This window comes from Janthinobacterium lividum, from assembly GCF_034424625.1.
GTDB lineage: Bacteria > Pseudomonadota > Gammaproteobacteria > Burkholderiales > Burkholderiaceae_D > Janthinobacterium > Janthinobacterium lividum.
Genome location: NZ_CP139977.1, coordinates 45,824 through 70,432 on the forward strand (window position 1 = coordinate 45,824; position 24,609 = coordinate 70,432).

23 protein-coding genes and 1 pseudogene are annotated in these 24,609 nt (G+C 57.3%); 1 reads left to right on the top strand and 23 read right to left on the bottom strand.

Annotation, left to right across the window (positions count from 1 at the left end; translation table 11 throughout):
- Positions 1–7: 7 nt before the first annotated feature.
- From U0004_RS28680 to U0004_RS28785, 22 genes are all read right to left on the bottom strand, one after another.
- Entirely contained in the window at positions 8–586 is a 579-nt protein-coding gene (locus U0004_RS28680) for a hypothetical protein (protein WP_139144236.1), read from the bottom strand.
- A 449-nt stretch (positions 587–1,035) separates the two neighbouring features.
- Positions 1,036–3,900 (bottom strand): conjugal transfer protein TraG N-terminal domain-containing protein, encoded by a 2,865-nt coding sequence (locus U0004_RS28685; protein WP_070258265.1) that lies wholly within the window; start codon positions 3,898–3,900, stop codon positions 1,036–1,038.
- Positions 3,901–3,924: 24 nt separating this feature from the next.
- A complete protein-coding gene (locus tag U0004_RS28690; RefSeq protein WP_070258263.1) occupies positions 3,925–5,346 on the bottom strand; it encodes a conjugal transfer protein TraH in 1,422 nt (473 codons plus the stop codon).
- Between the two features lie 10 nt (positions 5,347–5,356).
- Positions 5,357–6,211 carry a conjugal transfer protein TraF gene (traF, locus tag U0004_RS28695; RefSeq protein WP_115057684.1) on the bottom strand — a complete coding sequence of 285 codons (855 nt, stop codon included), beginning with the start codon at positions 6,209–6,211 and terminating at the stop codon, positions 5,357–5,359.
- Positions 6,208–6,621, bottom strand: coding sequence for a hypothetical protein (locus U0004_RS28700; RefSeq protein WP_070258259.1), 414 nt, complete (start codon positions 6,619–6,621; stop codon positions 6,208–6,210). Before U0004_RS28700 ends, traF (U0004_RS28695) begins: the two co-directional genes overlap by 4 nt.
- The gene (traN, locus tag U0004_RS28705) at positions 6,615–7,928 is read right to left on the bottom strand and encodes a conjugal transfer protein TraN (RefSeq protein ID WP_070258257.1); all 1,314 of its coding nucleotides are present in this window, start codon (positions 7,926–7,928) and stop codon (positions 6,615–6,617) included. Before traN ends, U0004_RS28700 begins: the two co-directional genes overlap by 7 nt.
- 2 nt (positions 7,929–7,930) lie before the next feature.
- Complete coding sequence (trbC, locus tag U0004_RS28710) at positions 7,931–8,644, bottom strand: type-F conjugative transfer system pilin assembly protein TrbC (protein ID WP_070258255.1); 714 nt, start codon at positions 8,642–8,644, stop codon at positions 7,931–7,933.
- A 49-nt stretch (positions 8,645–8,693) separates the two neighbouring features.
- Positions 8,694–9,701: a TraU family protein gene (locus U0004_RS28715; RefSeq protein WP_070258253.1), complete on the bottom strand. Its 1,008-nt coding sequence runs from the start codon at positions 9,699–9,701 to the stop codon at positions 8,694–8,696.
- Complete coding sequence (traW, locus tag U0004_RS28720) at positions 9,698–10,390, bottom strand: type-F conjugative transfer system protein TraW (protein ID WP_081345802.1); 693 nt, start codon at positions 10,388–10,390, stop codon at positions 9,698–9,700. The genes U0004_RS28715 and traW overlap by 4 nt, the downstream gene beginning before the upstream one ends.
- A 14-nt stretch (positions 10,391–10,404) precedes the next feature.
- On the bottom strand, positions 10,405–10,929 hold the full coding sequence (gene traF, locus U0004_RS28725) for a conjugative transfer signal peptidase TraF (RefSeq protein ID WP_070258251.1): 525 nt from the start codon (positions 10,927–10,929) through the stop codon (positions 10,405–10,407).
- Complete coding sequence (locus tag U0004_RS28730) at positions 10,926–11,270, bottom strand: hypothetical protein (protein ID WP_115057685.1); 345 nt, start codon at positions 11,268–11,270, stop codon at positions 10,926–10,928. Before U0004_RS28730 ends, traF (U0004_RS28725) begins: the two co-directional genes overlap by 4 nt.
- Positions 11,271–11,275: 5 nt before the next feature.
- Positions 11,276–13,843: a type IV secretion system protein TraC gene (gene traC / locus U0004_RS28735; protein WP_081345798.1), complete on the bottom strand. Its 2,568-nt coding sequence runs from the start codon at positions 13,841–13,843 to the stop codon at positions 11,276–11,278.
- Between the two features lie 26 nt (positions 13,844–13,869).
- Positions 13,870–14,532 (bottom strand): TraV family lipoprotein, encoded by a 663-nt coding sequence (locus U0004_RS28740; RefSeq protein ID WP_070258247.1) that lies wholly within the window; start codon positions 14,530–14,532, stop codon positions 13,870–13,872.
- Positions 14,533–14,534: 2 nt separating this feature from the next.
- Entirely contained in the window at positions 14,535–15,311 is a 777-nt protein-coding gene (locus U0004_RS28745; protein WP_070258245.1) for a DsbC family protein, read from the bottom strand.
- The gene (locus U0004_RS28750) at positions 15,295–16,677 is read right to left on the bottom strand and encodes a TraB/VirB10 family protein (RefSeq protein ID WP_081345797.1); all 1,383 of its coding nucleotides are present in this window, start codon (positions 16,675–16,677) and stop codon (positions 15,295–15,297) included. The genes U0004_RS28745 and U0004_RS28750 overlap by 17 nt, the downstream gene beginning before the upstream one ends.
- A 6-nt stretch (positions 16,678–16,683) precedes the next feature.
- Complete coding sequence (locus U0004_RS28755; protein WP_070258242.1) at positions 16,684–17,490, bottom strand: type-F conjugative transfer system secretin TraK; 807 nt, start codon at positions 17,488–17,490, stop codon at positions 16,684–16,686.
- Positions 17,441–18,043, bottom strand: a complete 603-nt coding sequence (gene traE, locus U0004_RS28760) for a type IV conjugative transfer system protein TraE (protein WP_070258241.1) — start codon at positions 18,041–18,043, stop codon at positions 17,441–17,443. Before traE ends, U0004_RS28755 begins: the two co-directional genes overlap by 50 nt.
- Positions 18,044–18,059: 16 nt before the next feature.
- Positions 18,060–18,359, bottom strand: coding sequence for a type IV conjugative transfer system protein TraL (traL, locus tag U0004_RS28765; RefSeq protein WP_070258240.1), 300 nt, complete (start codon positions 18,357–18,359; stop codon positions 18,060–18,062).
- Positions 18,360–18,403: 44 nt separating this feature from the next.
- A complete protein-coding gene (locus U0004_RS28770) occupies positions 18,404–18,784 on the bottom strand; it encodes a hypothetical protein (protein WP_231958615.1) in 381 nt (126 codons plus the stop codon).
- 161 nt (positions 18,785–18,945) lie between these two features.
- Complete coding sequence (locus tag U0004_RS28775) at positions 18,946–19,656, bottom strand: OmpA family protein (RefSeq protein ID WP_167468742.1); 711 nt, start codon at positions 19,654–19,656, stop codon at positions 18,946–18,948.
- Positions 19,653–20,213, bottom strand: coding sequence for a lytic transglycosylase domain-containing protein (locus U0004_RS28780; protein WP_071653722.1), 561 nt, complete (start codon positions 20,211–20,213; stop codon positions 19,653–19,655). The genes U0004_RS28775 and U0004_RS28780 overlap by 4 nt, the downstream gene beginning before the upstream one ends.
- A gap of 156 nt (positions 20,214–20,369) precedes the next feature.
- On the bottom strand, positions 20,370–20,939 hold the full coding sequence (locus U0004_RS28785) for a hypothetical protein (protein WP_139144235.1): 570 nt from the start codon (positions 20,937–20,939) through the stop codon (positions 20,370–20,372).
- Positions 20,940–21,847: 908 nt separating this feature from the next.
- Between U0004_RS28785 and U0004_RS28790 the strand changes: the two are divergent.
- Positions 21,848–22,763: pseudogene (locus tag U0004_RS28790) on the top strand (IS5 family transposase).
- 126 nt (positions 22,764–22,889) lie between these two features.
- On the opposite strand, the gene U0004_RS28795 reads toward U0004_RS28790, so the two are convergent.
- Complete coding sequence (locus tag U0004_RS28795) at positions 22,890–24,605, bottom strand: two-partner secretion domain-containing protein (protein ID WP_081345794.1); 1,716 nt, start codon at positions 24,603–24,605, stop codon at positions 22,890–22,892.
- Between the last annotated feature and the right edge of the window lie 4 nt (positions 24,606–24,609).

Genomic DNA, 24,609 nt, shown 5'->3' on the forward strand with positions numbered 1-24,609 from the left:
CGATAAGTTAGCGACAACTGCCCCCCCAACCCAGTACGACAGTTTCCCAGGTCATCTTGTCACCACACGTTTTTTTTTCTTCTTCTCTCCGGTTTGGCTGTGCACTTCGCATCGGCGCACCGTCCGCGATCATGGCTTCCGTCGGTTTTGCTTTTTCCATTTCGGCTAATGCTGCGGTGGCTTCTTTGATCTTCGAGATCGGGCATTCCAGCATGAAAGCATGTGGGCGTTCTTGAGTAGCGGCAGATTCTCGTTTTACCGCAGAGGCGCTACATAGCTGAGCTGTAACGGCGCGAAAATATTGCTCGTCGAATTCTGTTCCATCCTCGGAGTGCAAAAGCAAAACCTGGCCATTTGTACACGCCTTTGTGACGAAGCGAAGGGCGAGCCGAGCATAAATTTCGCTCTCATCGCGCGTGCCGGCTTCAACGAAGGTCCTTTGCCCTAACCGACTCGTGGTCTTCGGCGCTAAATCGCAGACCGAGTCATCCGTCGGTTTTTTTGCGAAGGCTACAGCATGCGACGAAGTTGAAAAAAGACTTAAAGAAAGGAAAATCATAATTGATAAAAATTTCCAGCCATACATGATTTTAATGTCCTTCCGTAAGGTTATTCAGTCTGAATTTATATTTACATACTTGAAAAAAGAAAAAATATCACTATTATTTCCTTTCTTGGTCACCTGTTCGTGGAGGAAGTTCATGATTCATTTAAAGAAAGTATTGATGTGTGGAATCGTCGGATCGATTTTCGGTGGCGTTCTCGGATATGGCGAATCTACAACGGTAACAGCCATTTTTTCGATAATTGGTTTCATTTTTATTGTAATGCTATATGAATTGATTTACCTTATACATTATATAATTACGAAATTTCACAAATGCAGTGGGGAAACCACATTACGCTCTCATGCTCATCGATACGATACCGATTTTTATGATGGAAATCTCATAAAAAATCCGTCATACAGAATCGATGAGCATGGCAATTCAAGTTTGGATGCTAGATGGTTATCTAGGGAGAATTAATGTGCGTCTATTTATTTAATAATTTATTCAAATTATCTTTCGCCTTTCTTTTTAGATATTGGAAATGTTTGGCAACGACATCGGGATCTTCAGTAACTTGTTCATTTGCATTTCCAAAAAGAGATTTATCTGTCGCAATGTGCCCTGATGGGTTTTCTTTAATGCCTGTAGATTTGTAAAAATCCTTCTTTGATTGATTTACTTCTCGGTCTAAAGCGTCGTATTTGTTAGAAATTTCCTTCTGCAATGGCGATGGGGATTCTTTGATTCTCACTTGTTCCTTTTCAACCCAGCTTTTTCCTTCTCGCTGTAAGCTTGTGCCGCTTGCATCGGCAACCTCCCCGCTGCCCCCTATTTTCCCGGAAGGTTTTTGATTCACCTTTAATTTGTTGTTTTTGTGAATTTTTATTAAATCCGGATTCAAAGACAAGTCGGATTTATCACGATGATAAATTTCTCGAACAGCTTTAAATGAATTCGGAAGATTAGATTTTGCGCTAGGAATAATCGGTGACTTCGCGATACTACCTAAATGCGAATCAAATAGTATTTGAGCGGAAGCGCTACTCTCGCCATGTGAGAGTAGCGCTTCAAACAAGTCGATGTTTTTAGGATTTTTTGCAAGATCGATGCTCATTACTTCACCGCGTTCAAATGCCCCGGAGACAGTTCTTGAATATTCTTCTTGTTCTCGAAGCGTTGCATCCGCTCTTTCAGATCTAGAAACAGAATTTGTCAATCTTGCAGCAATCTCTTGCCCATTTCTATGGTCCGATATTACCGAATTCAATAAGCTAGTATTTTTGGCAAGCATTTCTCCCCATTCCTTAAATTTTGTTACTTCTTCACTACTTAGTTTGTTTTTGATCTCTTTTAGTTGTTGGTCAATCGATGCGACGTAATCCTTGGCACCACGAGCAGATATACCGACGCTTCCGACTCCAGGTATGCCGGGCTTAAACTCAACAGCGCCGCCAAATGCGACGGTTGCTACTTGCTGCTCGGTGGCCCCAGTTGCTTTGGCCACATTCTCGGCCACTTGGCGGAGCTCGTTCGTACGTTGTCCAAAACCTTCTGTACTAGCCCTGTTTGTACCTTTAGACGCGTTTTGAATACCAGAGGTTCCTTGCGAATGTGTTAGCGCGTCCGACAGGACTGCGGCTTTATCATTGGTGGCTGCGATGGCCTCAGACTTTGCCGCGCTAGCGGACTTCCTAGCGGCTGCAACGTGCTGTTGCGTAATCTTGGCGTCGACGATCTTCGAAACAGGCCCCTCATTGGCAAATGCTTTTCCTGCCGTGATTCCAGACAGTTCACCACCTGTATACGTGTTCCCCGAAAAATCATTTTGCCGACTTCTGAAGAACGGTGACGAGCGGACAGGCGCCAAGGTCATCTGGTCCATGGCGACATTTCCCATAGATACGTTGCCTGTTGCCGCCGAATTGGTGGCAGTGGTCACATTGCCTTGCAACAGGCGCATGCCATCGACGAGCGCGGTGCCGAAGTTCTCCATGCGCTTGAGGGCAGCCCAGGCAATGAAGGGAATGCTGATGGTCATATAGCCGACGACGGCTTCGCCAGAAATGGCGCTGGAAAAAATGGTCGAGGAAGTAGTCAGCGACAGGGCGTTGACCCCGTTGCCTACGCTGGCCGCGGCGGCCAAATCGCGCATTGCATACATGGTCGCAGCGTAGTTGAGGATGGCATACAACGGCGGCCAAAGCTGGATCCAAATAAGCACAGACGCATAGTTCTTGAAGCCAGCCACGGTATCTTTGCCGTTAGCCAGCATAAGGAGCAGGATCAGCAGCGGGAACATCGCGTACGCCACCACTTCGACCACGTTACGGATGACGGGCAGTGCTTGTTCAGCTATTTTCCCAGCATTGATCCACGCCGCATTGGTCTGAACCACCGCCTGCGCGCGGCCGACAGCCAGCAGCATCGTGGCCGGATCGTTGTCCTTTTGGCCAGCCAGAAGGCTAGTGTCGTTCACAGCATTGATGAGTGCGTTTTGGCGGATGATATCAGCAGCGCTGGCCGAGGCATCGGCAATTTTTGCTTTCAGATAGGCTTGCTGTATCTGGTCCGCGATCAGGGCCGAGGCTACCGCCCCAGGAAGCGTCGGATTCATGCGGAATGCCAGTGTGCCCTGGATGCGCTGAACTTCGGCCGGCATTTTCGCCGATAGCTTTGTATATGCCTGAGGACAGGTGAGCACTTCCGAGGTACCGGCCGCATTCGTGACGCCGGTAAACCTGGCAGGATTGGGATCCCCCATGAGCGCCCAAACGTCACCAGAGGTCGCAAATGCTTCCGGTGACAGGTAGCCAGAGGCCAGATCGAACATCGTGCACTGGTGCAGAAAATTAATCAGATCGTTCCTGAAGTACGGACTTTGGAACACGACCTTGGACGTTTCGCGCACCAGCCGGCTGCCGAACATGAGTCCATTGTTCTGATAGCTCAGCTTATCCGGCATGCCGGCCGGCCCCGGAATCACCTGCATGGCTGTTTCTTCGAGTTCCGTCAGACTATTGCCGACCGTACTGGTCAGCGAAGCAAGCACCGCCAGGCCGAACGGGACGTTGTCGACGAATACTTCGGCCGAACCTCCCGTCTTGTCGACAATACCGACAGTGACCTTTGGCACTACGAGTACTGAAAATACCAGGACGACCGAGGCGAGCCACTTCCAGCCCACCATCTTTTCCGGGGCGAAGGCATAGCCTACCAGTGCGGCCACGAAGCCGCACACGGCGACGATGCCGAGAGCATTTCGGTAGGTGTTGGCGCCGACCATGGCGGCCACTGCATTCATCAGCCCGTACAAACTGTCCGAGTTCTGGTAAGCGAAAATTTCCCACATGACTATTTACCTCCTTCTTTTTTATCAACGCAGATAGGCGGCCTGGCGTCCCAGCAGATCGAGTACCTGCTGCGGCATATTGGCGCGCATTTGCCGTGACAGTTGTTCCAGGTGGTTGGACACCACCGTGATAGAGCCTACTTTCTGGTAGACGAGGGCCTTTTCGCGGGACAGCTGGGCCAGCATGTCTTTGGCACGCAGCCGGATTTCTTGCGCTCTTATCTTTTGTTGGGCGTTTAACGTGAAATCCTTTTCGAGCGCCCCCATACCCAACCTGAGGTTCTTCTCGAGAAACATGTAGGCGTAATCCGCGGCAATCACATCCCGATAGGTGGCAATCAGCTGCTCATTGGCTGTGGCAGAAGGAAACGATGCGCCGATCGACAGCATGCGGTAGACAGGCTCACTGGTCTGGTTCACAAAACCGACCTCCGGCGACATGTTGGGAATCGGTGTGCGCGTCTCGATTTTGTAAGCGATAGAACGCATCAGTTTTTCAACCTTGGCGGTAAATGGCGTGTGGACGTAGGCGGGATCCACGGTAACCTGGTCACACGTTGTAAAATTGTTGCACCGCAACACTGTTTGGTGGACGTTCCCGCCGCCAGCGTCCGACTGGCCATAGAGCAGCTGGGAGATGGAAGTGAAGGTCGGAGCAATTGGGTTGTCGTCTCGTCCTTCCGGATAGAAAATAACGGTGCCGACCATGCTCATGACCATTTCCCGCTCTTTGTCGTCCAGGTAGTTGCCAGCGAGCTTGAGCGATTCCCAGGTGAGGTTGCCGACGAACGGCGCCTTGTTTTTGACCAGGGGATCGGAGGATTTGCGCGCCGTATCGAGAATGGAGCCCTTGTCGGATTTGCAGCGGACGGCTGCGGCGGCATAGTCCGATTCGAGGCCCAGCGAGACGGCGATGTCCTCGCATGCCTTGCTGGAGCTGAACCCCGTGGCCTCGGCGGCCGACGAGACCAGGGATTTGGCGGTGTTGCAGGAATTGATTTGCGCATTCGTCATCATCGATTCGAGGTTTTTGGTCCACTTGGTGATACCGCCGAGCATCGGGGATACCGATTCGAGCGCGAGTTGAAACGCTACGCCCGGTAGCGCGGAGGTGACGTTCTTGAGCATGTTCTTGAATTCGGCCGCCGAAATGTAGGAGAACGAGCCGCCGAAAAGATCGATGCCACCGCACCCGGCTTTGGCCGTCGGGTAGTTAATTGCCATTAATTGATACGTCTTGTTCGGCGCGCGCAGTATCAGGCTGCCGCCACTGTAGGTGTTGTAGACCTGGCCTCGGAAAGCGCCCGGGGCCGAGTAGTTGCCGATGGCGCCGAGGTCGTTGAACATCTTGTTGACTTCGGCATTCAGGTCACCGGCGAAGGCCAGATGGCTATAAAGGGTACTGCTGGACAGGGATAGTGCGATGATGAGTTTGCGCATAGGCATGATGAGCTCCTTAACGAGATGAAAGTGTTTTTCCAAAAAGTGTTTCGACGGCTTCTGCGGCGCGCGGCCGCAGGGCGTCGATCCGTTCCACCAGCTGGCCTTCCGACAGCACACCAAAACCGACCGGCATGATCTTGCCGGTGATGGGCTGTGCCAAAAACAGCGCCGGAACTTGCTTGACGTTGAGCGTGGCGGCGGTACCGTTGTCGGTGCGGGCATTGGTAAAACCCGGCACCGCGCCGCCATCCAGGCTGACTGGCAGCACCTGGATACGGTACTTCGTGGAGAACGCCCGCAATACCGGCCCATAGGCATGGCAGTACGGACAATCGCCACGGAAGAAGAACATCAGGATGTGGTCGCTCCCGATGTTGGCGAGGGCGGAAGATCTCTCCTGCATTTGTACCTGTTCAAATACCTCCAGCGCCTGCGCATTGACGGGCCGGCCCTGCGTGGTGGGGTCCAGGTCCGGATTGGCCCACGCCACTTTCTGCGACAGGTCGGCGAACAGCGAGGCATTCCTGACGATCTTCGATTCGAGCTCCATGTAGCGGCGCACATTGGCGACAGTCGGGTTCATGACGGCGACGGCCTTGAGCTGTTCCAGCTGCAGTTGCAACTCACGCAGCGCCTTGACTTCAGGCGGCGGCTGCGGCGTGGTGGGTTTTGGTAGCGCGACTGGCGCAGGCGACACTATTTCCTTCTGCGGTTCGTACCTTGCCGGGTCGTCATAAAAATGCCAGCCGCGCCGCACAGCGGCCTGCGCGCCAGCAGCGTGGCCTTGTGCAGGGACACTGGCGGGAACCTGGGCGTGTACGGCTCCGCATGCGAGCATCACTGCCAGACAGTATTGGTGCATTCTCATAGCGATTTCTCCAGGCGCAGATGGGTGGGCGGCTGGCCATTGCGGCAGTAATTGATGCCGATATCGATCGTTTGCCTATTTGGTGCCTGCCCCGGTGCGAGCCTGACGCCTTCCTGCCAAAAGCGGACGTTGAGCCGGCGGCAACCGTCCTGGGCGTAGCGGGCCAGTGTCGTCACATCCATGAAGAGCGCAGAGGTGGCAGAAAAGCGCTGGGTGATCGCATCCGCCACTTCTCCCGTCAGCATGCCGGCTGCACGGCCGTCGGGTGCATCGATGGCCGCCAACATCAGTACTTTCGGATCGTTCACCGCCACGCGTGGTGTGGCTTCCGGGGCCGCACAGGTTGCGGCGCAGAGCATGGCAGAGCAAAGGGCAAGCGAAACCCTGCGCATGGTGGTTCGATTCAGCATTTCCCTCTCCCCAGATAACACGCTGGCGCACGCTGGGCGGCAGCATCCTTGACTGCCGCCACGTTGGGCAGCGTCGGTACGATCGAGGCATAGAACTCGGTCAGCTCGAGCTTCGCAAAGTCGATGCTTTGCAATTGATCCACGCTAAAGCCGGAACACGCTGGATTTTTTGGTGCTCCCCAGCCCATGCCGAGCTGCGCCCTCCCCTGTTCGTTGATCATCCTGGCCAGGCGCGAGTTAAAACAGCATTTAGAGGTCGTGTGCTCGATGCACGACACGCATTTCCCTAATACCCGGATGCAGGAGCTGCACCAGGTGCCGATGGTGTGACATAGCTGGGCGCCCTCCTTCATCGCCAGCTTTCCCTCACCGGCGTTGCAGGACATCATCGAGACCGCGATGTACATCACCGCAGTCATCGCCAGACTCCAGGGATTGAACGCGATCGCCAGGTGTTCGGTGGTGGCCAGCGTGATGGAACCTGCCGGCAGCGCCGTGCCATTGACGGCCACCGTCACACCAAACGTCGTATAACTGCCGCTGAAACCGCCACTGGTCAGCAGTGCCTTGGCGCCTTGCGTGATGAACTCGCGGTTGCCGCTGTTCATCAGGATGTCGAATACCAGGCGCGAGCCGATGCCAAACAGGGACTGGTTAGTAAAGTGGGCCCCGGCGCCATCCGTATAGCAGCAGTTTTTGAGGAGCCGGTTGCGGCAGGTATTACCCTCGCCATTGAACAAAGTCATGCTCTTCGGATCGAGATAGACGCCAGCCTCGCGCACGGCCTCCATGTAGGTCATGACCTGCGCAAAATCGACGTCATTCGTATAACTCGTACTGAAGCATTGCGTACCGAGACAGAACGTTTTTGGCGCACATGTAGCGCCAGCGGGGCAGCCGGTGGTGTACGCGGCCAGCGCCGTCTCGGCACTCAAGGGATCGCGGGCGATGGCTTGCGCGGCGGCGATAGCCGGATCGGTGGCCAGCACGGGCGGGCGCGGCGTGTTGGCCGAGTTCAGGGCGCCCACTTGCGCCGCGCAGGCCGGGTCGCCGGGTGTCAGGGCGCAGGCCGCCAGGTGGGTACTGGCATCGCTTTTGAGGTTACTCTTGCCGTGGTAGACGGTTTCGGGTGGCGACAGCGTATAGCCGGGCACGTGGGCAGTGGCGCTCTGGGTGGTGACGCTGGCCCGGGCCGCCTGGTTGGCAGCCGTGGCGCCGGCCAGATCCTGGTTGACTTGCGCCAGGACAATGGCAGGCTGCATGCTGCTCAAGCAGCAGGCGGTCGTCAGGGAGATCAAACGGCGCATGGCTATTTCCTCATCCTCTCCAGGAAGCGGCCGGCGCTGCCGGCAAAGCGCGGTGCGCGTTGCTCGATGGTTTTGAGCGCGTATTCAAGCGAGACGTCGCCGGCGACGCGAACATAAGCATCCGGCGCGAAACAACTCCCTGCCCCGCAGGCCTGGGCGGGTGCGCCGGCACTTAGTAAAACGAAGGTCGGCGCCTGGCGTACGGCAAAGCGGTCAAATGCCTGCGGATCGATTTGCCATGCCACCTTGCGCTCGCCCATGATTTTTTGGACATGCACCACGGTTTTGACCAGTGATCCGTCGTCCAGGCCCCGTAGTAACAGGGTCGCCTGCAGCTGCGCGGCTTGCATCGCCAGTTTATTCAGCGCGGCTTCCGGCATGGCGAAGGTCACAAAGACCAGCAGCCGGTCGCCATTCAACGCGGCAAGCGCGATTGGATTGGATGCCGCTTCATAGCCTTTGGCAATGGCGCCCAGATCAACGGGTGGCGTTGGGCGAGGCTGCGGCAAGGCGTCGATCCGCATCCGTGGCGTAGTGGGAGTTGGCCCTGGCGGCGGGTCCTGCGGCATGGGATTGGCCCGTACCGCGCGGGCGATATCCTGCTCGGTGATGACCGGCTGCAGCTTTTTGGCACGTTCGATGTCCGCGTCAGTGATCGTTGGTATCGCCTGCGCCGCCACGGCCTGGGCCAGGAACAGAGAACTTAGCCCTGCCATGGTACGCAGTGCAGCAGGCCTGGCGCCTGCAGAGGGCACTTGGATCGGATTAGTAGCCAACACAGCAGTTCCTTTTTCGAAATAACATAAACGCAAAATCTTCGCCCTTGACGGGGTATTCCTTGCCCGATCCCCAGGCGATGGTGGTGCGGCCAAAAGGCTGGCAGCATTTGCCCAGTTCCTTGTCGGTGGCCGGAATGGGATACGTCAGCTGGGATTTGTAGGCCGTCTTGTCCATTTCCGGCAGGAAGTACGGACCGCACAGACCTTTCTGGCCATGCATGCCCCATGTCAGCAGTTCTCGGTGCATCTTGGCGGTGAGGCGCTGCATCATCAATTCGGCGGTGCGCACCCCGCCCACGTGGTAGGCCGCGTGGCCATCGAGCGGGAAAAGACCTCCCTGACAGCCGGCGCACCAGAACAATTCCGGGCGGCCAAATCCCGCCGTGGCGGCAACGCAGTCCGCAGCGCAGGCGGCGACGGCGCCGGGATTGGCGAAGAGGACCGTTTCCGGATTGATAATTAAGGTGAGCTCATCATCGTTCCACAATGGATCGACCTCGGTCATGTACGCGATATCGAAGGAGCCGACTTCCAGGCAGGGGAAATCGGCGACCGCCTTGAGCCAGTACATGACCGGATTGACATAAAAATGCGCCTGGTAGAAGGCATCCTGGGCGCCGCCTGCGTCCGTGGCCCGGGCGGATTCCGGCGCAGGGATGCCCGGATTGAGATCGATGCCACCCAGGGACACCAGGCAGAACGGTTTGCGCACCACTTCCACGTGGCGCACGGGTTCCCAAAAGCCAATGGACAGGCCGATCAGCGGATTGACTTTGCACGAACAAATCGGACTGGACGGATTGGCGGTGTCTTCCTGGCCGCCCAGGTTGCCCAGGGTGACACTGCCCAGGGAGATCGGCAGGATGCATGACCAGCAGATATCCGTGATCGGGTTCGGGAAGGCGCCAGTGCAGGTTCCGACCGGCGCCGCCTGGGCATGGCCTGCCCCGATGAGGAGCAGGATCAAGCCGATGGTGTGTTTTAGTAGGCTCATCTGGCCACCACGATTTCGTCGATGCGAAGGCGCATGCCTTCCTGGTAGACCAAGGCCGGGACGTGTCGGATGCCAAAGCGCCGCACTAGCGTGCCCTGCTGATCGAAGTAGATCCGCGTCTTCCACTGTTTCATCAGCTGCAAATACGAGCCGCCGACGAGTACCGGCTTGATCCGCGCGCCATCGCGCTGGAGCAGGCTGCGCGCCATCTTTGCCTGTATCGGATCGCGCGCGTCAAAAAACAGGAGGCTCTTGGACATGGACGTGATCGCCAGCGGGTTGGTGCGGGTGCCTGCGGGGAACAGGACGTGACCCTGTGCGTCGAGGATGTTCTTGTCGAGCACATAGGTGGGTTCAACATACAGAGTCCGTGGTGCCTTCGCCGGCGTCAAACCTGCCACCGGGGCCGGATTGGCCACGGCCGCCCTGCCTTTGGCGATCGCCTGCTCCTGCAGTGCGTGAAGCTGGCCGCTCTTTTCCAGCGCACGCAGGCGCTGGGCGATCATGTCGAGCAGGTTTTGCTCGGCAATCGGATACGTCGGCCCGATCGCGGCCAGTTCCTCGGCCTCTGCCAGTGCTCCCGTGAGGCCACTGGCCAGCAACAGGACGGACAAAATCCGCCTGGTCAGCTCACCGTATGGCAGGCAGTGAAAGCCCCGTGTCGTGGGTGCGGGTTCAAGTAATGGCATGATTTGCTTTTCCTTCAAAAGATCGGAATGACGACGCCCAGAACCGCGTCGGCGCGTACCAGGCCATTGATGCTGTAGCGTGAATCGAAGCTGTCCGGGCTGGTGCCTTGTACATAAAAATACGAGGGCGGAATCACGGTCTCGGCGATGGGTTCGAGCCGGAGGTGTTTAACGGTGGTATGGGTCTTGGCAATGCCGACCTCCTCGCCATTGACGAAAACATGGCGATCCCGGACGGTCACTTTGTCGCCGGCCACGCCGCGCACGATCTTGAAGAACGGCTGGTGGTGCAGGCCGGGGAAGATGCGGTACGCCGCCCCTTCGAATGCATAGACGACATAATCACCGCGATGGATGCCCTTCGCCCGGTAGTCGACCACTGCGACCGTGTAGGGCAAGCTGGGGGTCACGTTAAACAGAATCGGCAAGCGCGGTGTGGTATCGATAAACAAACGCACATAGGCGAGTGTCCAGATCGCGAGCAGCACCAAGTACAGATACCAGCGTCTGCGCGCATGCTGAAAAAAATCGCGGGTCACAGTTTCACCTTTTTTCTGAGCAATGGAGTGAGATCGATCAGCGTCGCGCGGCTGCCGATCACCGCCGTTTTGTCGACCACCAGGCATGCGCACTCTTGCGGCAATTGCGCCAACGCAGCAGCAAAGCCGGGAACGAATCGTTCAGCATCGGATATCGCCTGCCGTCGCTCTATGTCGGTACGGCTGTTCGTCATGGCTTTAAAGACCTGTTCCTGCTTTGCATTGAAGACGTTCGCCACGTCGACGACCCCGATGACCAGCATCGGCCGCAGCACCAGCCGGTCATATGCCGCAATGCCGATCGCCACGAAGCAGGCCGATACGAAGATGTTGATCAGCATGATTCTCATTGGAGTCCCCTGTCGGCCAGTACCCGGGCGATGGCCTCGTCGATGGAGTAGCCCTGGGCACGCAAGGCATCGATCGGCTTGTTGTCGTCCAGCTTGTTGGAAAACAGCAGCTGCGTGGCTGGATCAATGACCAGGCGTACGACGCCTTCGCCGATGGGCGACGAGACGTACATTTCCGCAAAGGCCCCCGCTTCCGTGCGCAGCGATTTGAGCAGCCGCTTTTTGGCCGCATCCATGACGATGCGCTTGTTGCTTTCCAGGATGTCAATCGACTCCGGTTTTTGCCGCAGCAAGAACACCCAGTCGGAGCAGTTGAAAGCGGCTGTCATTTGCACCGAACCGTAATAGTCATCGGCACCCTGCGTCGCGGTGCCCAGTGCACCACCGTATTTGCGCGCGCGGCGGGCAGCTTCTTCCACCACGGCGGCCTTGACCGGGTCGTCCGCACCGATCTCGCCAAGCTGTTGCTTGAGTTCATCGATGATCAGGAGCTTCTTGCGATCGCGGTTCAGGTACATCTCGCCGGTGATCTGGTACATCAGCAGGATATTGACGACAGCATGCAGATCGGGCTTACGTTTGAGCTCTTCGTTTTCGATCACGACGAAGTCATTCGAAAAATCGACGTTATTCTTGCCCTCGAAGAATCGTTCGTATTGCCCGTCTTTCGAGTACGGATTGAGCATGATGGCAAGATCGCGGATGCGGTCATCGCCTTTGATTTCGAGTTCCGCGATATTGCCGGTCTTGAATTCGTCGCGCAAGGCGGTGATCGTCAGATCATTGCCGTACGACTTCCATAGTTTCAGGAGGACCGTTGAAATGGCCTTGTATTGCACTTCTTGCAATTGCTGACTCATGGAACACATCTTCGCCAGGGCGGGCAACAGCATATCGATGTCTTCGTGAATATCATTGACCGCCGTAAACGGGTTCAAAATGATCTTCGAGCGGGCGCTGAACTCCACGTGCGTGCCATTGGCTTTCTTGCACAGCTTCTCAAATGAGCGCCCGAGATCAAGCAGGCGCACTTGCGCACCGCCGGAACGGTATGACCAGGCTATCTCGTTGAGGGTGACGGACTTGCCGGAACCTGGAGCGCCGACGACGGCAAAATTGTAGTTGCCCAGGTCGTTGTCATACAGGTCCAGCGTCACGAGCTGGCCGCGGCGGCCGGCGAAGATGAGCGTTGGCGTGTCGGTTCCGCGCCATTCCGCCAGCAGGGGCGCGAGATGGATGGCGTTCGCCATGGATTTGCGTGTCACCCGCTTCATCTTCTTCATGTCATTGTGGAATGCGGGCGTCAGGGTCATGGGCAAGCTCGCCAGCAGCGCCTGGCGGTGCATGTACACATCGGCATTGAGTTCAAAGCCGCTGGCACGCCAGATGGCCTTGGCCGCTTCTGCCGCCGCCGTCGCCTCGGCGGGCGGGCTAAAAATGGCCAGCTGGTGGTACATCGAGACGAGGTTGCCGCCGACATCCATGGCGTTGGCGACGGCACTCCAGTCTTCCTGCTTCTTCTGCACGTCCGGCATGATGGCGGCCATCTTGCTGCCCGCGTTCTGTGTCGCGCGGATATGGTTCGCCGTAATCAATGTCCGCGTCGTATTCGTATCGAGGATGTGCACGCCCATGGTGAGCAGGAACGGCGCACGGTACTGCAGTGCCGGTTGCATGGCGTGGCCGATGAGCGCACCCATCTGCCAGAGGGGGAAACGTCCCGGAAACGATTTAATGGAGAAGAAGCGTGCTTCCACCTGCTGCGGCTTGCCTGGCTTCGAAAACCGGATACCTTCGTTGGTCGGCTCCTGGACGGTATCGAAGTCCACAATCTGATCCCGCAATTCCCTACCCTCATCGTAGTGAATCCATGGGGTGAAACCGTCTGCGAGCCGGTGCGGATTGGTGAACAGTGCGCACCAGTTGATTAACGCGGCCGCATCGCATTCTTTGCTGGGTATAGAGGCGGCGTCAAGGGTGCTTGCCATCGAGTCGCGCAAACCAATCGCCGCTTCGCGCTTGCCGATATCATCGGCGCGTCCGTCCACCGTGACGCTCATCATCAGTCGAAAGTCGCGCAGCGTAAAATGAAATCCCTTGGTCAGGGATTTCTGGCTCCCGGCCAGCAGATGTTGCACGCGCTGGCGTGCCAGCTGGCGGTACAGGTTACTGTTCCGAGCCGGCCGGCCCCACTGCTGCGAGTTTTCATATTGATCCTCGTCTTCCATGCGCATGTTGGCATATTGAATCAGCGGGGCGCGGATGTCCGGCGAGCCAAACAGATGAAATTGCACACCCGTGTTCGCGGGACAGTTGGTGTACAGGCTTTGCAGCACCTCCACCATACGTTCGTCGGCACCGGCCTGGGGCATGAGTTCCAGCATGAAGCCGAGCCGGTGATGGCGATTGATGAACAGGTGCTCGCTGTCGACATAGGGACCGTACGGCAGCCAGCTGGAAAACTGATCCTTGGAAAACGCCTCACCTCGGCTTAATCCAAACAGATCCCAGAGGCCAGCGCGGATCCCTTCGCCATCGTTTTCTGACGTGAAGAACTTGAGCATATTTGTCCTCTCTGAATGCAATACCGCTATTGGCTTGTCGCCGACGCTGGAGCCGGCGCGCCTTCTGGAACCGTCGTGACGGTCCCGATGGGAGGATCGGCAAGCGCTCCCGCTGGCGGCAAGGTTGGCCGTGTTTCGGCGCCGGAGTTGGCCTGTCCAGAGGGAGACGCAGTACCCGAAGATGACGCCTGCTGAGGTGCGGGCGGTTTCAGGGGAGCAAAGGCATCACGGATCTGCCGCTGCGCGTGGGCGATCTGCCACCGGCCAGAGTCTGTCTGCAGGTAGACAAAGGACTGATCGTGGAGATCATGGTCGCTGTCCTCCCACGGCTTGATCCAGAGCCGCATGACGCGCGGCGGCGAGCGCAGTGCGGCGGGCTCGAACACAGGCGATCCCTGCATGGCGCTGCCGCTGGATGCAGCTTTTAGCATCGTGTACATGCTGCGCGGGGCTGTACGCGGCGTTCCTTTTGTGGGAACCCCTGTGGCCGCCGCACCGCCGCCCGATGGAAACGAGTTGTAGTAATTGCCGGAGACGGAGTTGCACCGCACGCCTTCCGGCGCCTTGCAGGCATATTCGGACTTCCCGCCCAGGCCTGTCATGTCGCCGCACCCGGCCAGGATCGTCAGGCAAACCGCTGTGGCCGACAGGTTTTTGATGCGCAATGAAATCGATGGATTCAGTTGCATGATTACTCCTTTGGATTCTTGCTGGCTTGGTGGCTGGACGCGGCTTGCGCCAGATGGGCCTCGATCTCGCTGGCACTGATAAAACCGGTTTCCCGTGCGCCATCAGCAAAGACGAGGGTCGGCGTGCCCTGTATGGCTAATTTGCTGGCCAGGGCCAGGTTGCGGTCGAGCGGATGGGCGCATTGGGCTGGTGCGCCCTGTCCGTCCAACGTGCCGCTGACGGCGCTGCGCCAGGCAGCCAGGCGGTCGGCAGCACACCAGATGCGCATAGGTAAAGCCTGGTCCTGGAATGGCAGCATGAAGTTGTAGATGCGCAGGTTGGGGATATTCACCAGTTCAGGTTCGAGCTGGCGGCAATACGGACAATGTGGATCGGTGAAAAGATAAAGGACGCGTTCGCCCTTGCCCTGTGTGGAGACGATCGCATCAGTCAACGGCAACTGGCGGACATCGATAGCCGCTGCCGTCGGTGCTGCCGGGCTGGCAGCGTTGCTCCGCTGCTGCAGTTTCGGTGCTGTCAGGTCGCGCATGGCGCGCAGATCGACCAGGCGGCCAAAAATCATGTAGTCAGAGTGTGTATCGGCGACGAAGCCGACGTTGTCGCCCATCCACACCTCGAAGACGTGGGGGATCGGTGTCGCCGTGACCGTATCAAAGGCCGTGCCGGGATAGGTTTGCTTCAGCGTGGCGAGCAGCGTGTCCTCGGCCGTACTGGCGTGGGCGGCACATGTGGCGGCGCAGGCGAGTGCGGCGAGGCCCAGTCTAGTCAGCTTCGTCATTGGAAACCTCCATCGTGCGCTCGGCAAGGCCGAGCTGATCCTGCCGGTTCGCGTCGCTTCGTGACATGGGCCGCGCGGGAATGCGCACGCCACGGGTCAGCACCACATCCACTTTGCGGCCCGCATGCACCTCGATGACGGGAAACGTCTGTTCGGCCAGCCGGATGTAATAGTTGGCCAGGTTGTTGAGCGCGCTCCCCATGCCATTGCCAATGCCGCGGCGGAATTGATCGCCGGTGCCGCCGGTTGTTGTCGACAGGGTGCCAAACGGCGAAGTGGTAAATGAGGTGTTGCCTTGTGCAAAACCCTGGCCAATACCGCTGACGATGCCGGCGCGCAGGCTGTTGGCCAGCAGCTGCCCCTGTTTGGAGACGAGCGTGCCGCGCAGCCCCAGGTTGCCATCCTCCCCAAAAATGTTGCCCTCGATCTTGACCTCGACCACCGAGCGGTCGTAGCGGATGCAGGAGAGTACGTCGGTGCGCAGATAGGCGCGTTCGGAACTGATGTCGCCATAGCCGGAGGCGACCACAAAGCATTCCTTGACGTCCGCGCGGAACTGATTCGGCAGGATGGCAGCGGCAGAAATTTTAATGAACGCCGGTAGGGGATTGCTTTGGGCCTGGCCGCCTGTCGGCGCATCGATCCCGCCGAGCAGTTCTCCCGGCAGGATGCCGACTGGCAGGAAGTCATCCAGGGTATTCGCTGTTTTTCCCAGGTTTGCCCCGATCTCGCCGGTGGATCCAGTGCTCCTGCTGGTCTCTGCCGCAGCGCTTAGGGATACGCGGATCATCGGGGCGGATGTTACCGGCGGCTCGCTTGGCCGCATTACGCCGGTGTTGCCACTGGCTAGATCGGTGGCGGGTTGCCCTGGTGGCGCGCTGCCTCCCGGTGGCGTGCCTGGAGGGTACTGCAACGGGGTCGCCACAGCTGGCTGGGGTGTTGGCGGCGTGACGGGGGCGGGCGGCGCTGGCGGCGGGCTCTGTTCTGCTGTCGCGGCCGTCTTTGCTTCCAGATCCGCCAGGCGCTTGAGCAAGGCGGCTTCGACGGCCTTGTGATCGCTGTTGATTTTGTCTTGCGCTTCCTTGTCACTGTCATATTGCGCCAGCTTCTTGCCGGCGTTGCCGACCCATTGGTCTTCCGGCGAAATCTGGCCGGGCACCATCATGCTGGCACCATCCACATTGACGGTGGCGCGCTTGTCGGTCGACTTGGGAAGCTGTCGGGCGGGGCTGCCGGACTCGGAATAGGCCAATACCGCCCACAGCACGCCTATGCAGGCTGTCACGATACTGGCGGCGGCCAGGTACTGCTGCTGCTTGGGCGTCAACCGTGCCGTGCAGGATTTCAATGTTTGCATGATGCGCATGGCGGCTCACTCCCCTGTCCGAATGACGTAGACCCGCGTGCTTTCATTCGGACGCAAGTTGAGGTTGTCGATGGCGACGGCCAGGACATCGCCATCGTCGCGGTCAAATTCCTGTTCTGCGAGCACCAGCGGCGCACCGCTGATATTGCTGAGTGCATAGGTCTCGCCGATGAGGCCACGGCCTTCAAACTGGCGGATGAGCTTCATTTCCGCTTCCGCCCATAGCAGGCGCGCTTCGTCGCGCTCTTCCATCCGGACGTCGTCGGGCACCTGCTCGGAAGCCATGAACATCAGCATCGATTTCAGGGAGCGGATGAATGTGGCGGACCTCGCCGGCGCCGCGCCGCCGGTATTGGCTGTCTTGACCTGGCGTCTGGCCGACTTGTCTGAGATCACGATCGTGTCTGCCGGAACCTCCGCGCGGTTCAGACGCAAGGTGTAAGTGGCTGTGGCGGAAGAAATAAACAGATTGATCGGCTTTGCAGCAGTGCCCACCGGCTGAATATAGATTTCGCCTTTGGCCAGGTCGCAGGCAAGCGACAGCTGGCCGCCGGGATTGACGGCAGTGCCGGCGCCAGGCGCTGCGGGCAGGCTGGCGTCAGCCGGTTTGGGAGCACAATTGCTGCTCGAGTAGATGTTGCCAACGACGTCGATGATCTTGGCACCCTCGATGCGGATGCGCGTGGGTTCATGTGCGGCGATGACCGCCTCGATGGTGGCGCCGTCCCTGACCTCTCTGGTCTGGTCGGCCCAAGCGGGGAGCTCAACGAGCCCCAGCAGCAGCCACGCCAGTGGCAGTATCCGGTTTTCCATCTTTCAACTCCTTAAAATCTTTCAGATGCACGCGCGCGCCGCGGAAGACGAAGTCCGCACGGTAGGTCTTGAGGTTGTCAGAGGTATTGGCCCCGTTCACCTGGGTTTTGAGGTAGCCGGTCATCGTGACCGATTGCGTTTCTTCGTCAGGTACCAGTTGCTGCATCTGGAAGTACGTGCTCGCATTGAGCTTCTTCAGTCTTGCCGCCTCCAGATCCTGGCGGGTCTTGATGCTGCCGGCGTTCTCCGGCAGGCACCAGCTGAGCAGCATGTCCTTCTTCCATTCGATCGACTTCGGCGTGACGTCCAGCATCAGATAAGCGATATAGCCGGACATCTGTACCAGATAGTCGTTGCTGGCCTTGCCATCCTCGATCCAGAATGTTTTATGGATAGCCGGCGGCACAATGACAGTGCGTTCCGTGCCTGCGATGCGGACAATGATGGTCAACGCCAGCATCAGGCAGACGGAAAGGATGCCAATGGCCAGGCGCTGGTCGAAGACGCGGCGACGCAGTGCGCCCAGGTCATCCTGATAGGTTTCCAGTTTCACGGTGCTCTCCTTGGTGCTACCCGACCATCTTGCGGATATGCGAGGGCGGGGTCGAGCGCATGGACGTCAGCGGGCTGACAGGCAGGTACCAGTACGCCCAGTGCAGGACAAAGGCCGGATGCTTGTCCGCCTTTTTGCGGCTCAGCCAGCGCGACACGGCAACGCCGGCGCAGACCGCGAGGAAAAATCCGAGCTTGCTGCTGGCCAGATAGCCAACAAAGACGGAAAGGAGGACGGGAAAGGCAACATCAAAGTCCCATAGGCCAATCTTCCATTGGTCGTCCAGGCGCCGGGGAATATAGGTGTCGGCTTGCATGGCGTCCTCCTTTTCTCAATGTGCGGTGTCTACGCTGGCCTGGTTCAGATCGTGGCACCCATGATGGAGCCGCCAATGATCAGCCCGACCGCACCGAAAATCGCCATGCCGATGTAGAACAGCACCGGACTGAAATTACGCAGGGCAGTCAGCGAGATCAGGGCTACCACGAAGCCGATGAAGCCGACCAGTGCTTTCACGCCAGGTGCCAGTGCGGCCAGTTGCGTCAGTGCCGATGTCAGCGGGCCGGTGATGCCGGTGAACGCGACCAGGTCGATGGCGGTGGCGGGAATGGCGGCAAGCAGCCCCAGGGTGATCAAGGTCAGCAGTGCCAGGACCTTGGCTGCGGCGGAAACACGCAGGCCAAGAGGGCGCTTGCCGTGTTGTTTGAAGGGGAGAACGGTAACGTATTGCAGGGTGTTCATGTGCATTCCAATCGTGATAGTGAAGAAAATTGTCTGTGCGGGCGGCTAGGTCATGCGGCATGGCGGCATAGGGGGACCACGAACGGGGCAGTGCCACGCGATCTTGCCCGGCCGGCACGTTGCCCATGCCGAAGTCAGGTTGGTGAGGCGAGCTTCGCTCCTCATCGCTGGACCTGCCGAGGTGCGTCGGCGGTGAGGCTGAGCTCCACCCTCCGGTTGTTCTGGCGGCCCGTTTCGGTCGCATTGCCGGCGGCATAGCAGCAGGTGCCGCTGCTTCCTACCTCAAGCTGGACAGCAGGTGCGCGCAGGTGGCGGCGCAGATAGCGCTCGACCCTGGCCGCGCGCTGGCGGGCAATGGCATCGTTCAAGGCAGGCGTGCCTGTGTTGTCGGTTCTTCCGGCGATACGAATACGGGACGCTGGCTGCACCAGCGCGAGGAATTGCTGCAAAACGTGTTGCGCCGTCCTATCCAGGCGGGAAGAGCCCGGGGCAAAGTACACTGCAAGTTCGGTGGCATCGGCAAGGTCATTTCCGTTCGCTGCCGTGGTTGCCACCGGTATCCCCGCCGGTGTCCGCAGGGCGCCGTCTGCCGCTAATTCGGTGTGCACCGCCTCCTCCACGTGCGCATCGCTTCTTGCCAGTGTCTTGGGCGTGCGCGCAGGGCACACCGGCGTGATACACAGGCCGTAGAGCGCCTGCGCACCGTAGTGGAGCTGGACGATGCGCTGCATATAGGGCCCCGGCGCGGCTGCGTGGGAAGCCAGTGCTGCAGGCCGAGGCTGATTCGGTGTGTTTTTGCAGGAGGCCAGCAGCAGGCAGGCGACAGCGATTTCGGTGGCTGCCAGTGCAGCGTGTGTGAGTGTGCGGCTCATGACAAACTCACAGAGACAAGCGCAGCCGGCACCGGCACTACCCGTTCGGAACGCGCGTTGTTGAGGATGTTGCGCTTGGCAGCTGACGGAGAACGGCGTACTGCTGGCGCCCTGGTATTGGTGAGGAAACCATACACGCGCCAGGCATACCGTCTGCGTGCTTCCTGGCACGCCGCTGGTGCAAGCTTGACGCATGAAGCGTTGTAGGCCCCGATGGCCTCCCAGGTGACATTAAAACGCTGGAATTTCTCGCGCAATATGCGCGCGCCGGCATGGATATTTTTGCAGGGGTTGTATAAGTCTTCTTCGCTCAGCCCCAGGTTTTTTAGCATGGCCCTGTTCGTATTGATCCCCATGTAGCCAATATCGACTGTATGCGTGACATGGAAATGCGTACGGTTGATGGCGCGCGGGTTCAAGGACGATTCAGCCTGCGCCACGCTAAATAGCAGTGCGGGAGAGATGCCGTACTGCCTTCCTGCGGCGTCCCAGCAGGCATGCGCGGCACATGGCAGCACTGCGCAAGTCAGAACGGCGAATGAAAGGAACGATTGCATGAGCGTAAAAACGACCTGAAAAGGGAGTCAGTAGCCTGTCGCGTAGCGAACAGGGCGTTTCGGTGTCAGCCGGTGCCGCGTGCGCAGAGCGCGAGGCAGGGGTGTTTCCAGGTAGATGCAAGCGGTAGTAATGCAGTGGTTGTTGCTTGGTGGTCATTAGGATTGCTGGGTATTCTTCAAACCAATGGAGCGGGCCACAGTATTTTTACGGGCTTGCCCAAAGATGTTGTGTTTTGCGATTTCTTTTTTCACCATAATGGCAATGCAGGCTGTCGTGAAATGGTCCAGCGTGAAATGGGGATGCGGATCGCAGTTCAGGGGTGAGCGCTGCAGTGCCCTTAATAGCAGGTATTGTGGTTTCCAGATTGCTTCCTGGCGGCGCGGGGTGCGTTGATCGCGCAGAAGCAGTTCGGTATGCAAATAGGTAAAAATCAGGCTTTCCGCGTTGTCGAAGGTGAAGGCCAGTGAAATGTAGGCGCTGATCAGATCCGTCGCGCTGAACTGGGGGGCATAGTTCTCGGTATCCATGTAGAGCGCTTTTACGCACTGGAACTCTTCGTGGAATACCCGTGTCGCCACGGTTTGCCTGGGATCGTCCATCTGCGCTTGGCTGGCTTTGGTGCATGGCGTAGTGAAACCCAGCGGTGAAGGCGGATGTGGCGTAGACATATTCTCTGGGAGCGAAAAGTGATCCATGAAGAGGATCGTAAGCGTGTCGTCGCGCATTGTGTCGCCAACAGAATGTGGATTTATACAGGCATTTCGTTTAGCTGGACTCTACTCCTACAGCAGGCGGACGTCGGCCTGTCTCAGCTTGCAGTGCGGCCGCTTCCCCGCATTGGCAGGTGTTTGTGTTTAGCGTCGTCAAGGTTGGAATGCGTGAACCCTGGTGTTCATGACGGAATGGCGAGGATCGGGTAGCTCCTGTTTTAGATGCGCTTGGTTCCTGATATCGGTGTATTCCTGCGTCAGGATGCGCCCGATGTTCGATAGAAAGGCTGTCATTATTTCCTGCTCGATTTTCCCTGTATGCCATGCCAATGCTCCGCCCTAGGCCGCCGCACGCGGACGGTAGTTGGGGCGGGAGATCTAGCCTCAGGTTGAGCGGTGCGGGAACTGTAGAAGTGGACACCTAGGAAGCGACGTGCCGTTGACGGCCCTGCCAAGAACGGATGCTGGCAGAGGGCCCGCGTCAGTTTGGGAAAACCGATAAAGTACTTTATCGTCTATGGGCTTGCAGCTCGTTTCTGCTCCGCAAAGCGGGGAATGTAGCGGCCGTACATGGAGCCATCCATCTAGCGGCTTTTGTGTTTGGGGAGAAAACTACTCAGGTTTCAAAATGCGTAGAGTTCGGTCGCCTACGTCAGGTCAACCTGTCAAAGTACGACCAGAGCGAATTGCATGCCCTATCTGGCGCGCGAAGGGTGCAAGAGAAAAAATAGCGAGAGTCATCTAGCGGGAAAGCACGCGACATTCTTCGGATTCTAAGGGGTTCTATACAAGGAAGCACTGATTTATTCACTTGGCACCGTTCTCTGCGGCGGTCCGACCTGAGACAATATCAGTACCGCCACCGCCCGCCATCGACCATGCAAAAGAGCTTCCCCGACCTCTAAGACGCCGCCAAGAAAAAACTGACGCGGCGCGACCGCTTCCTGGCCGAAATCGACAGCGTGACGCCGCAAGGGCAAGCTCAAGCTGCACAAGCTGATCGATTCGTTCTATCCGAAAGTGGAAGGCGCCCGCCGATCGGGCTGGCGCGCATGCTGCGCATGTATATTGCCCAGCAGTGCTTTGGTCTGTCGGTCGAAGGCATTGAGGAGGAGGCCTATGACAGCCAGTTCATCCGCGCTTTCGTGGCATTGGCCCGGGCCGCGAGTCGGCGCGGGACGCGACGACCTTGCTGCCAATGCGCTACCTGCTGGAAACAAACGCACTTGCGCGCCAGATCTTCGACGCCATCAATGGACGTGTGGCCAAGAAAAGTTTGATGATGCGTGAAGGCACCATCGTGGACTCTAGGTTGATCGCTGCGCCACCGTTCATCAAGAACAAGGATGGCGAGCGAGATGCAGAATGCACCAGTCGAAGAAGGGCAACGACTGGCACTTTGGCATGAAAGCCCCTATCTGAGCGGATGCCGTGTCAGCCCTGGTGCATACGGTTGTCGGCACGGCCGGCAATGTCGCCGACATGGCCCAGGCGCACGCGCTGCTGCACGGCGACGCCGGCTTCCAAGGCGTGGAAAAGCGGCCGGAAAACATCGGCAAATCGGTGATCTGGCATGTGGCCATGCAGCGCTCCAGAGGTAAGGCGTTGCCCAAAAACAAACTGGATCGCCTGACGGAAAAGCTGGAACACCTGAAGGCCAGCGGACTGGGCGAAAGTCAAGCATCCGTGCCATGTCGTTAGGAACCTGTTCTGTCATCGTAAAACGCGCTATCGCGGCCTTGCCAAAACAATGCACGGCTCTTTACGTTGTTCGCCTTCGCCAGTCTGGTGCTGGCCGGAAGGCGCTTTACGATCACTGAATCCCGCAGTCCGTCCTGATGACAGAAAGACGTGAAGCATCGCGTCCAATCGAACGAAAAACGGGCATGACTGACTCTCCGGTCGGCTTTTTGGTGCGCCAACCTTGAACCTCGCTAAGCAAGCGAATTGATCAGCCCTTCCCTATTACATGGAACCAGTCAGATTAAAAGTAAAGTTGCTGTTGCCAGCATTGAAGGTCGGGAAGAAGTTGCTGTTGCCTGTAAAGTTGAGGAAACCATTGCTGCTGTCTGTAATAGTCGGGCCACTTGCGGGTTTATAGGCATAGGTGAAGGTAAATGCACCGGTGTCGCCATTGACGCTGTTGACAGTGGGGCTACTGTTGCCGGCACTATTATTTGCAATGTCACCGATAAACCCCGGATTGACCTGGTTGTCGCTGATACTGACCTTGGGATTACTAACTTTACCTTGATTGGTAACGCTACCGTTTGCTGCAACGAGGCTTGTATCATTAACGACGCTCGAAGAACCTTGACTTTTCAAATTTCCGTTAATTGTAGTTTTGCCTCCGCTGATTTTACCCTGGTCGGTAACGTTGCCGTTTACTGTAACCAGACTCGTACCATTGACGGAGCTTGAAGACCCCAGATTGTTCAAATTTCCGTTGATTGTAGTTTTGCCTCCGCTGATTTTTCCTTGGTTGGTAACGCTGCCGTTTACTGTAACGAGACTTGTACCATTGATGGTGCTTGAAGTACCGAGATTATTCAAATTTCCGTTGATTGTAGTTTTGTCTCCGCTGACTTTACCCTGGTTGGTAACGCTGCCGTTTACTGTAACGAGACTTGTACCATTGACTGAGCTTGAAGAATCCAGATTGTTCAAATTTCCGTTGATTGTAGTCTTATCTCCGTTCACCATCCCCCGGTTGATAACGCTGGCATTAAGGGAGACACTTTTGGCTGCTGTTATGGTGCTGCCTTGAGCAAGAGTCACTTTCCCATCAGAGGAAATGACTAGGTCCCCTGTCAGCGCCGCAATTTTACCGGCGACATTCACCCCAACACCACTTTCCGAACCAATGAGGCGAATCGAGTCAGCATGAATACTACCCAGTTGCGATACATCGATGGCAACTGTCGGTGTTGGACCATCACCCTTTAGTCCAATACTTGTGTTCTTGGTCACCACGCCGGTACCAAGATTGTAATTTGTTGCGCCGGCTGCGATAGTCAATTTTTTTGCTTGCAACGCAGCATTAATTTTCAAACTTCGAGCGATAAGATCTACCTGATCGACGTTCCTTGCGTCGATACCTTCAATCGTAATAATACCTTTTGTTGTGTCAATTGCGGCAACAGCGCCTGCGGCATTAAATACTGGATTGCCAGTAGTTAATGTTGCGCGGTTCACATTAATGAAGCCCGCACCATTGGCGTTAATTCCATTCGGATTGGCAACGATCAGGTGTGCGGACTGACCTGCAATCTCAGTACGACCATTTAAGGATGATGCCGTCGCGCCAGTTACTTGGTTCACAATGACTTTCGCAGGTATATTGCCAAGCTGCGTATTGCCGGAAATCTTTCCACCGAGTTGCGTCTGTACTGCGGCCTTGCTATTATTAAGAATCAGGCCAGTTGTCCCGACGTTGTAGGCGGTAAACTTGTTGAGTGATACGCCTGCACTATTTGGCGCAACAATATTGATTACGGGGATACCCTTTGCTGTAGCACTGATGCCGGGTTGTTGTTTTTCGCCCGAAGCAACCAACAATGTTGGCTGCGCATGGGCAGTAACTGCTGAAAGCATTGGCATAACGGCCGCCAGGGCGGCAGCCATTTTACGGAAAGTGAAAGTGACTGTATTGCGACGATTCTGTTGAGTAATGTTATTCATATTT

What these genes read in the sequence shown, in the direction of transcription:
- U0004_RS28680 (WP_139144236.1), bottom strand. Translation starts at nt 586, where the DNA reads ATGTATGGCTGGAAATTTTTATCAATTATGATTTTCCTTTCTTTAAGT.
- U0004_RS28685 (WP_070258265.1), bottom strand. Translation starts at nt 3,900, where the DNA reads ATGTGGGAAATTTTCGCTTACCAGAACTCGGACAGTTTGTACGGGCTG.
- U0004_RS28690 (WP_070258263.1), bottom strand. Translation starts at nt 5,346, where the DNA reads ATGCCTATGCGCAAACTCATCATCGCACTATCCCTGTCCAGCAGTACC.
- traF (WP_115057684.1), bottom strand. Translation starts at nt 6,211, where the DNA reads ATGAGAATGCACCAATACTGTCTGGCAGTGATGCTCGCATGCGGAGCC.
- U0004_RS28700 (WP_070258259.1), bottom strand. Translation starts at nt 6,621, where the DNA reads ATGCTGAATCGAACCACCATGCGCAGGGTTTCGCTTGCCCTTTGCTCT.
- traN (WP_070258257.1), bottom strand. Translation starts at nt 7,928, where the DNA reads ATGCGCCGTTTGATCTCCCTGACGACCGCCTGCTGCTTGAGCAGCATG.
- trbC (WP_070258255.1), bottom strand. Translation starts at nt 8,644, where the DNA reads ATGGCAGGGCTAAGTTCTCTGTTCCTGGCCCAGGCCGTGGCGGCGCAG.
- U0004_RS28715 (WP_070258253.1), bottom strand. Translation starts at nt 9,701, where the DNA reads ATGAGCCTACTAAAACACACCATCGGCTTGATCCTGCTCCTCATCGGG.
- traW (WP_081345802.1), bottom strand. Translation starts at nt 10,390, where the DNA reads ATGCCATTACTTGAACCCGCACCCACGACACGGGGCTTTCACTGCCTG.
- U0004_RS28730 (WP_115057685.1), bottom strand. Translation starts at nt 11,270, where the DNA reads ATGCTGATCAACATCTTCGTATCGGCCTGCTTCGTGGCGATCGGCATT.
- traC (WP_081345798.1), bottom strand. Translation starts at nt 13,843, where the DNA reads ATGCTCAAGTTCTTCACGTCAGAAAACGATGGCGAAGGGATCCGCGCT.
- U0004_RS28740 (WP_070258247.1), bottom strand. Translation starts at nt 14,532, where the DNA reads ATGCAACTGAATCCATCGATTTCATTGCGCATCAAAAACCTGTCGGCC.
- U0004_RS28745 (WP_070258245.1), bottom strand. Translation starts at nt 15,311, where the DNA reads ATGACGAAGCTGACTAGACTGGGCCTCGCCGCACTCGCCTGCGCCGCC.
- U0004_RS28750 (WP_081345797.1), bottom strand. Translation starts at nt 16,677, where the DNA reads ATGCGCATCATGCAAACATTGAAATCCTGCACGGCACGGTTGACGCCC.
- U0004_RS28755 (WP_070258242.1), bottom strand. Translation starts at nt 17,490, where the DNA reads ATGGAAAACCGGATACTGCCACTGGCGTGGCTGCTGCTGGGGCTCGTT.
- traL (WP_070258240.1), bottom strand. Translation starts at nt 18,359, where the DNA reads ATGCAAGCCGACACCTATATTCCCCGGCGCCTGGACGACCAATGGAAG.
- U0004_RS28770 (WP_231958615.1), bottom strand. Translation starts at nt 18,784, where the DNA reads ATGAACACCCTGCAATACGTTACCGTTCTCCCCTTCAAACAACACGGC.
- U0004_RS28775 (WP_167468742.1), bottom strand. Translation starts at nt 19,656, where the DNA reads ATGAGCCGCACACTCACACACGCTGCACTGGCAGCCACCGAAATCGCT.
- U0004_RS28780 (WP_071653722.1), bottom strand. Translation starts at nt 20,213, where the DNA reads ATGCAATCGTTCCTTTCATTCGCCGTTCTGACTTGCGCAGTGCTGCCA.
- U0004_RS28785 (WP_139144235.1), bottom strand. Translation starts at nt 20,939, where the DNA reads ATGCGCGACGACACGCTTACGATCCTCTTCATGGATCACTTTTCGCTC.
- U0004_RS28795 (WP_081345794.1), bottom strand. Translation starts at nt 24,605, where the DNA reads ATGAATAACATTACTCAACAGAATCGTCGCAATACAGTCACTTTCACT.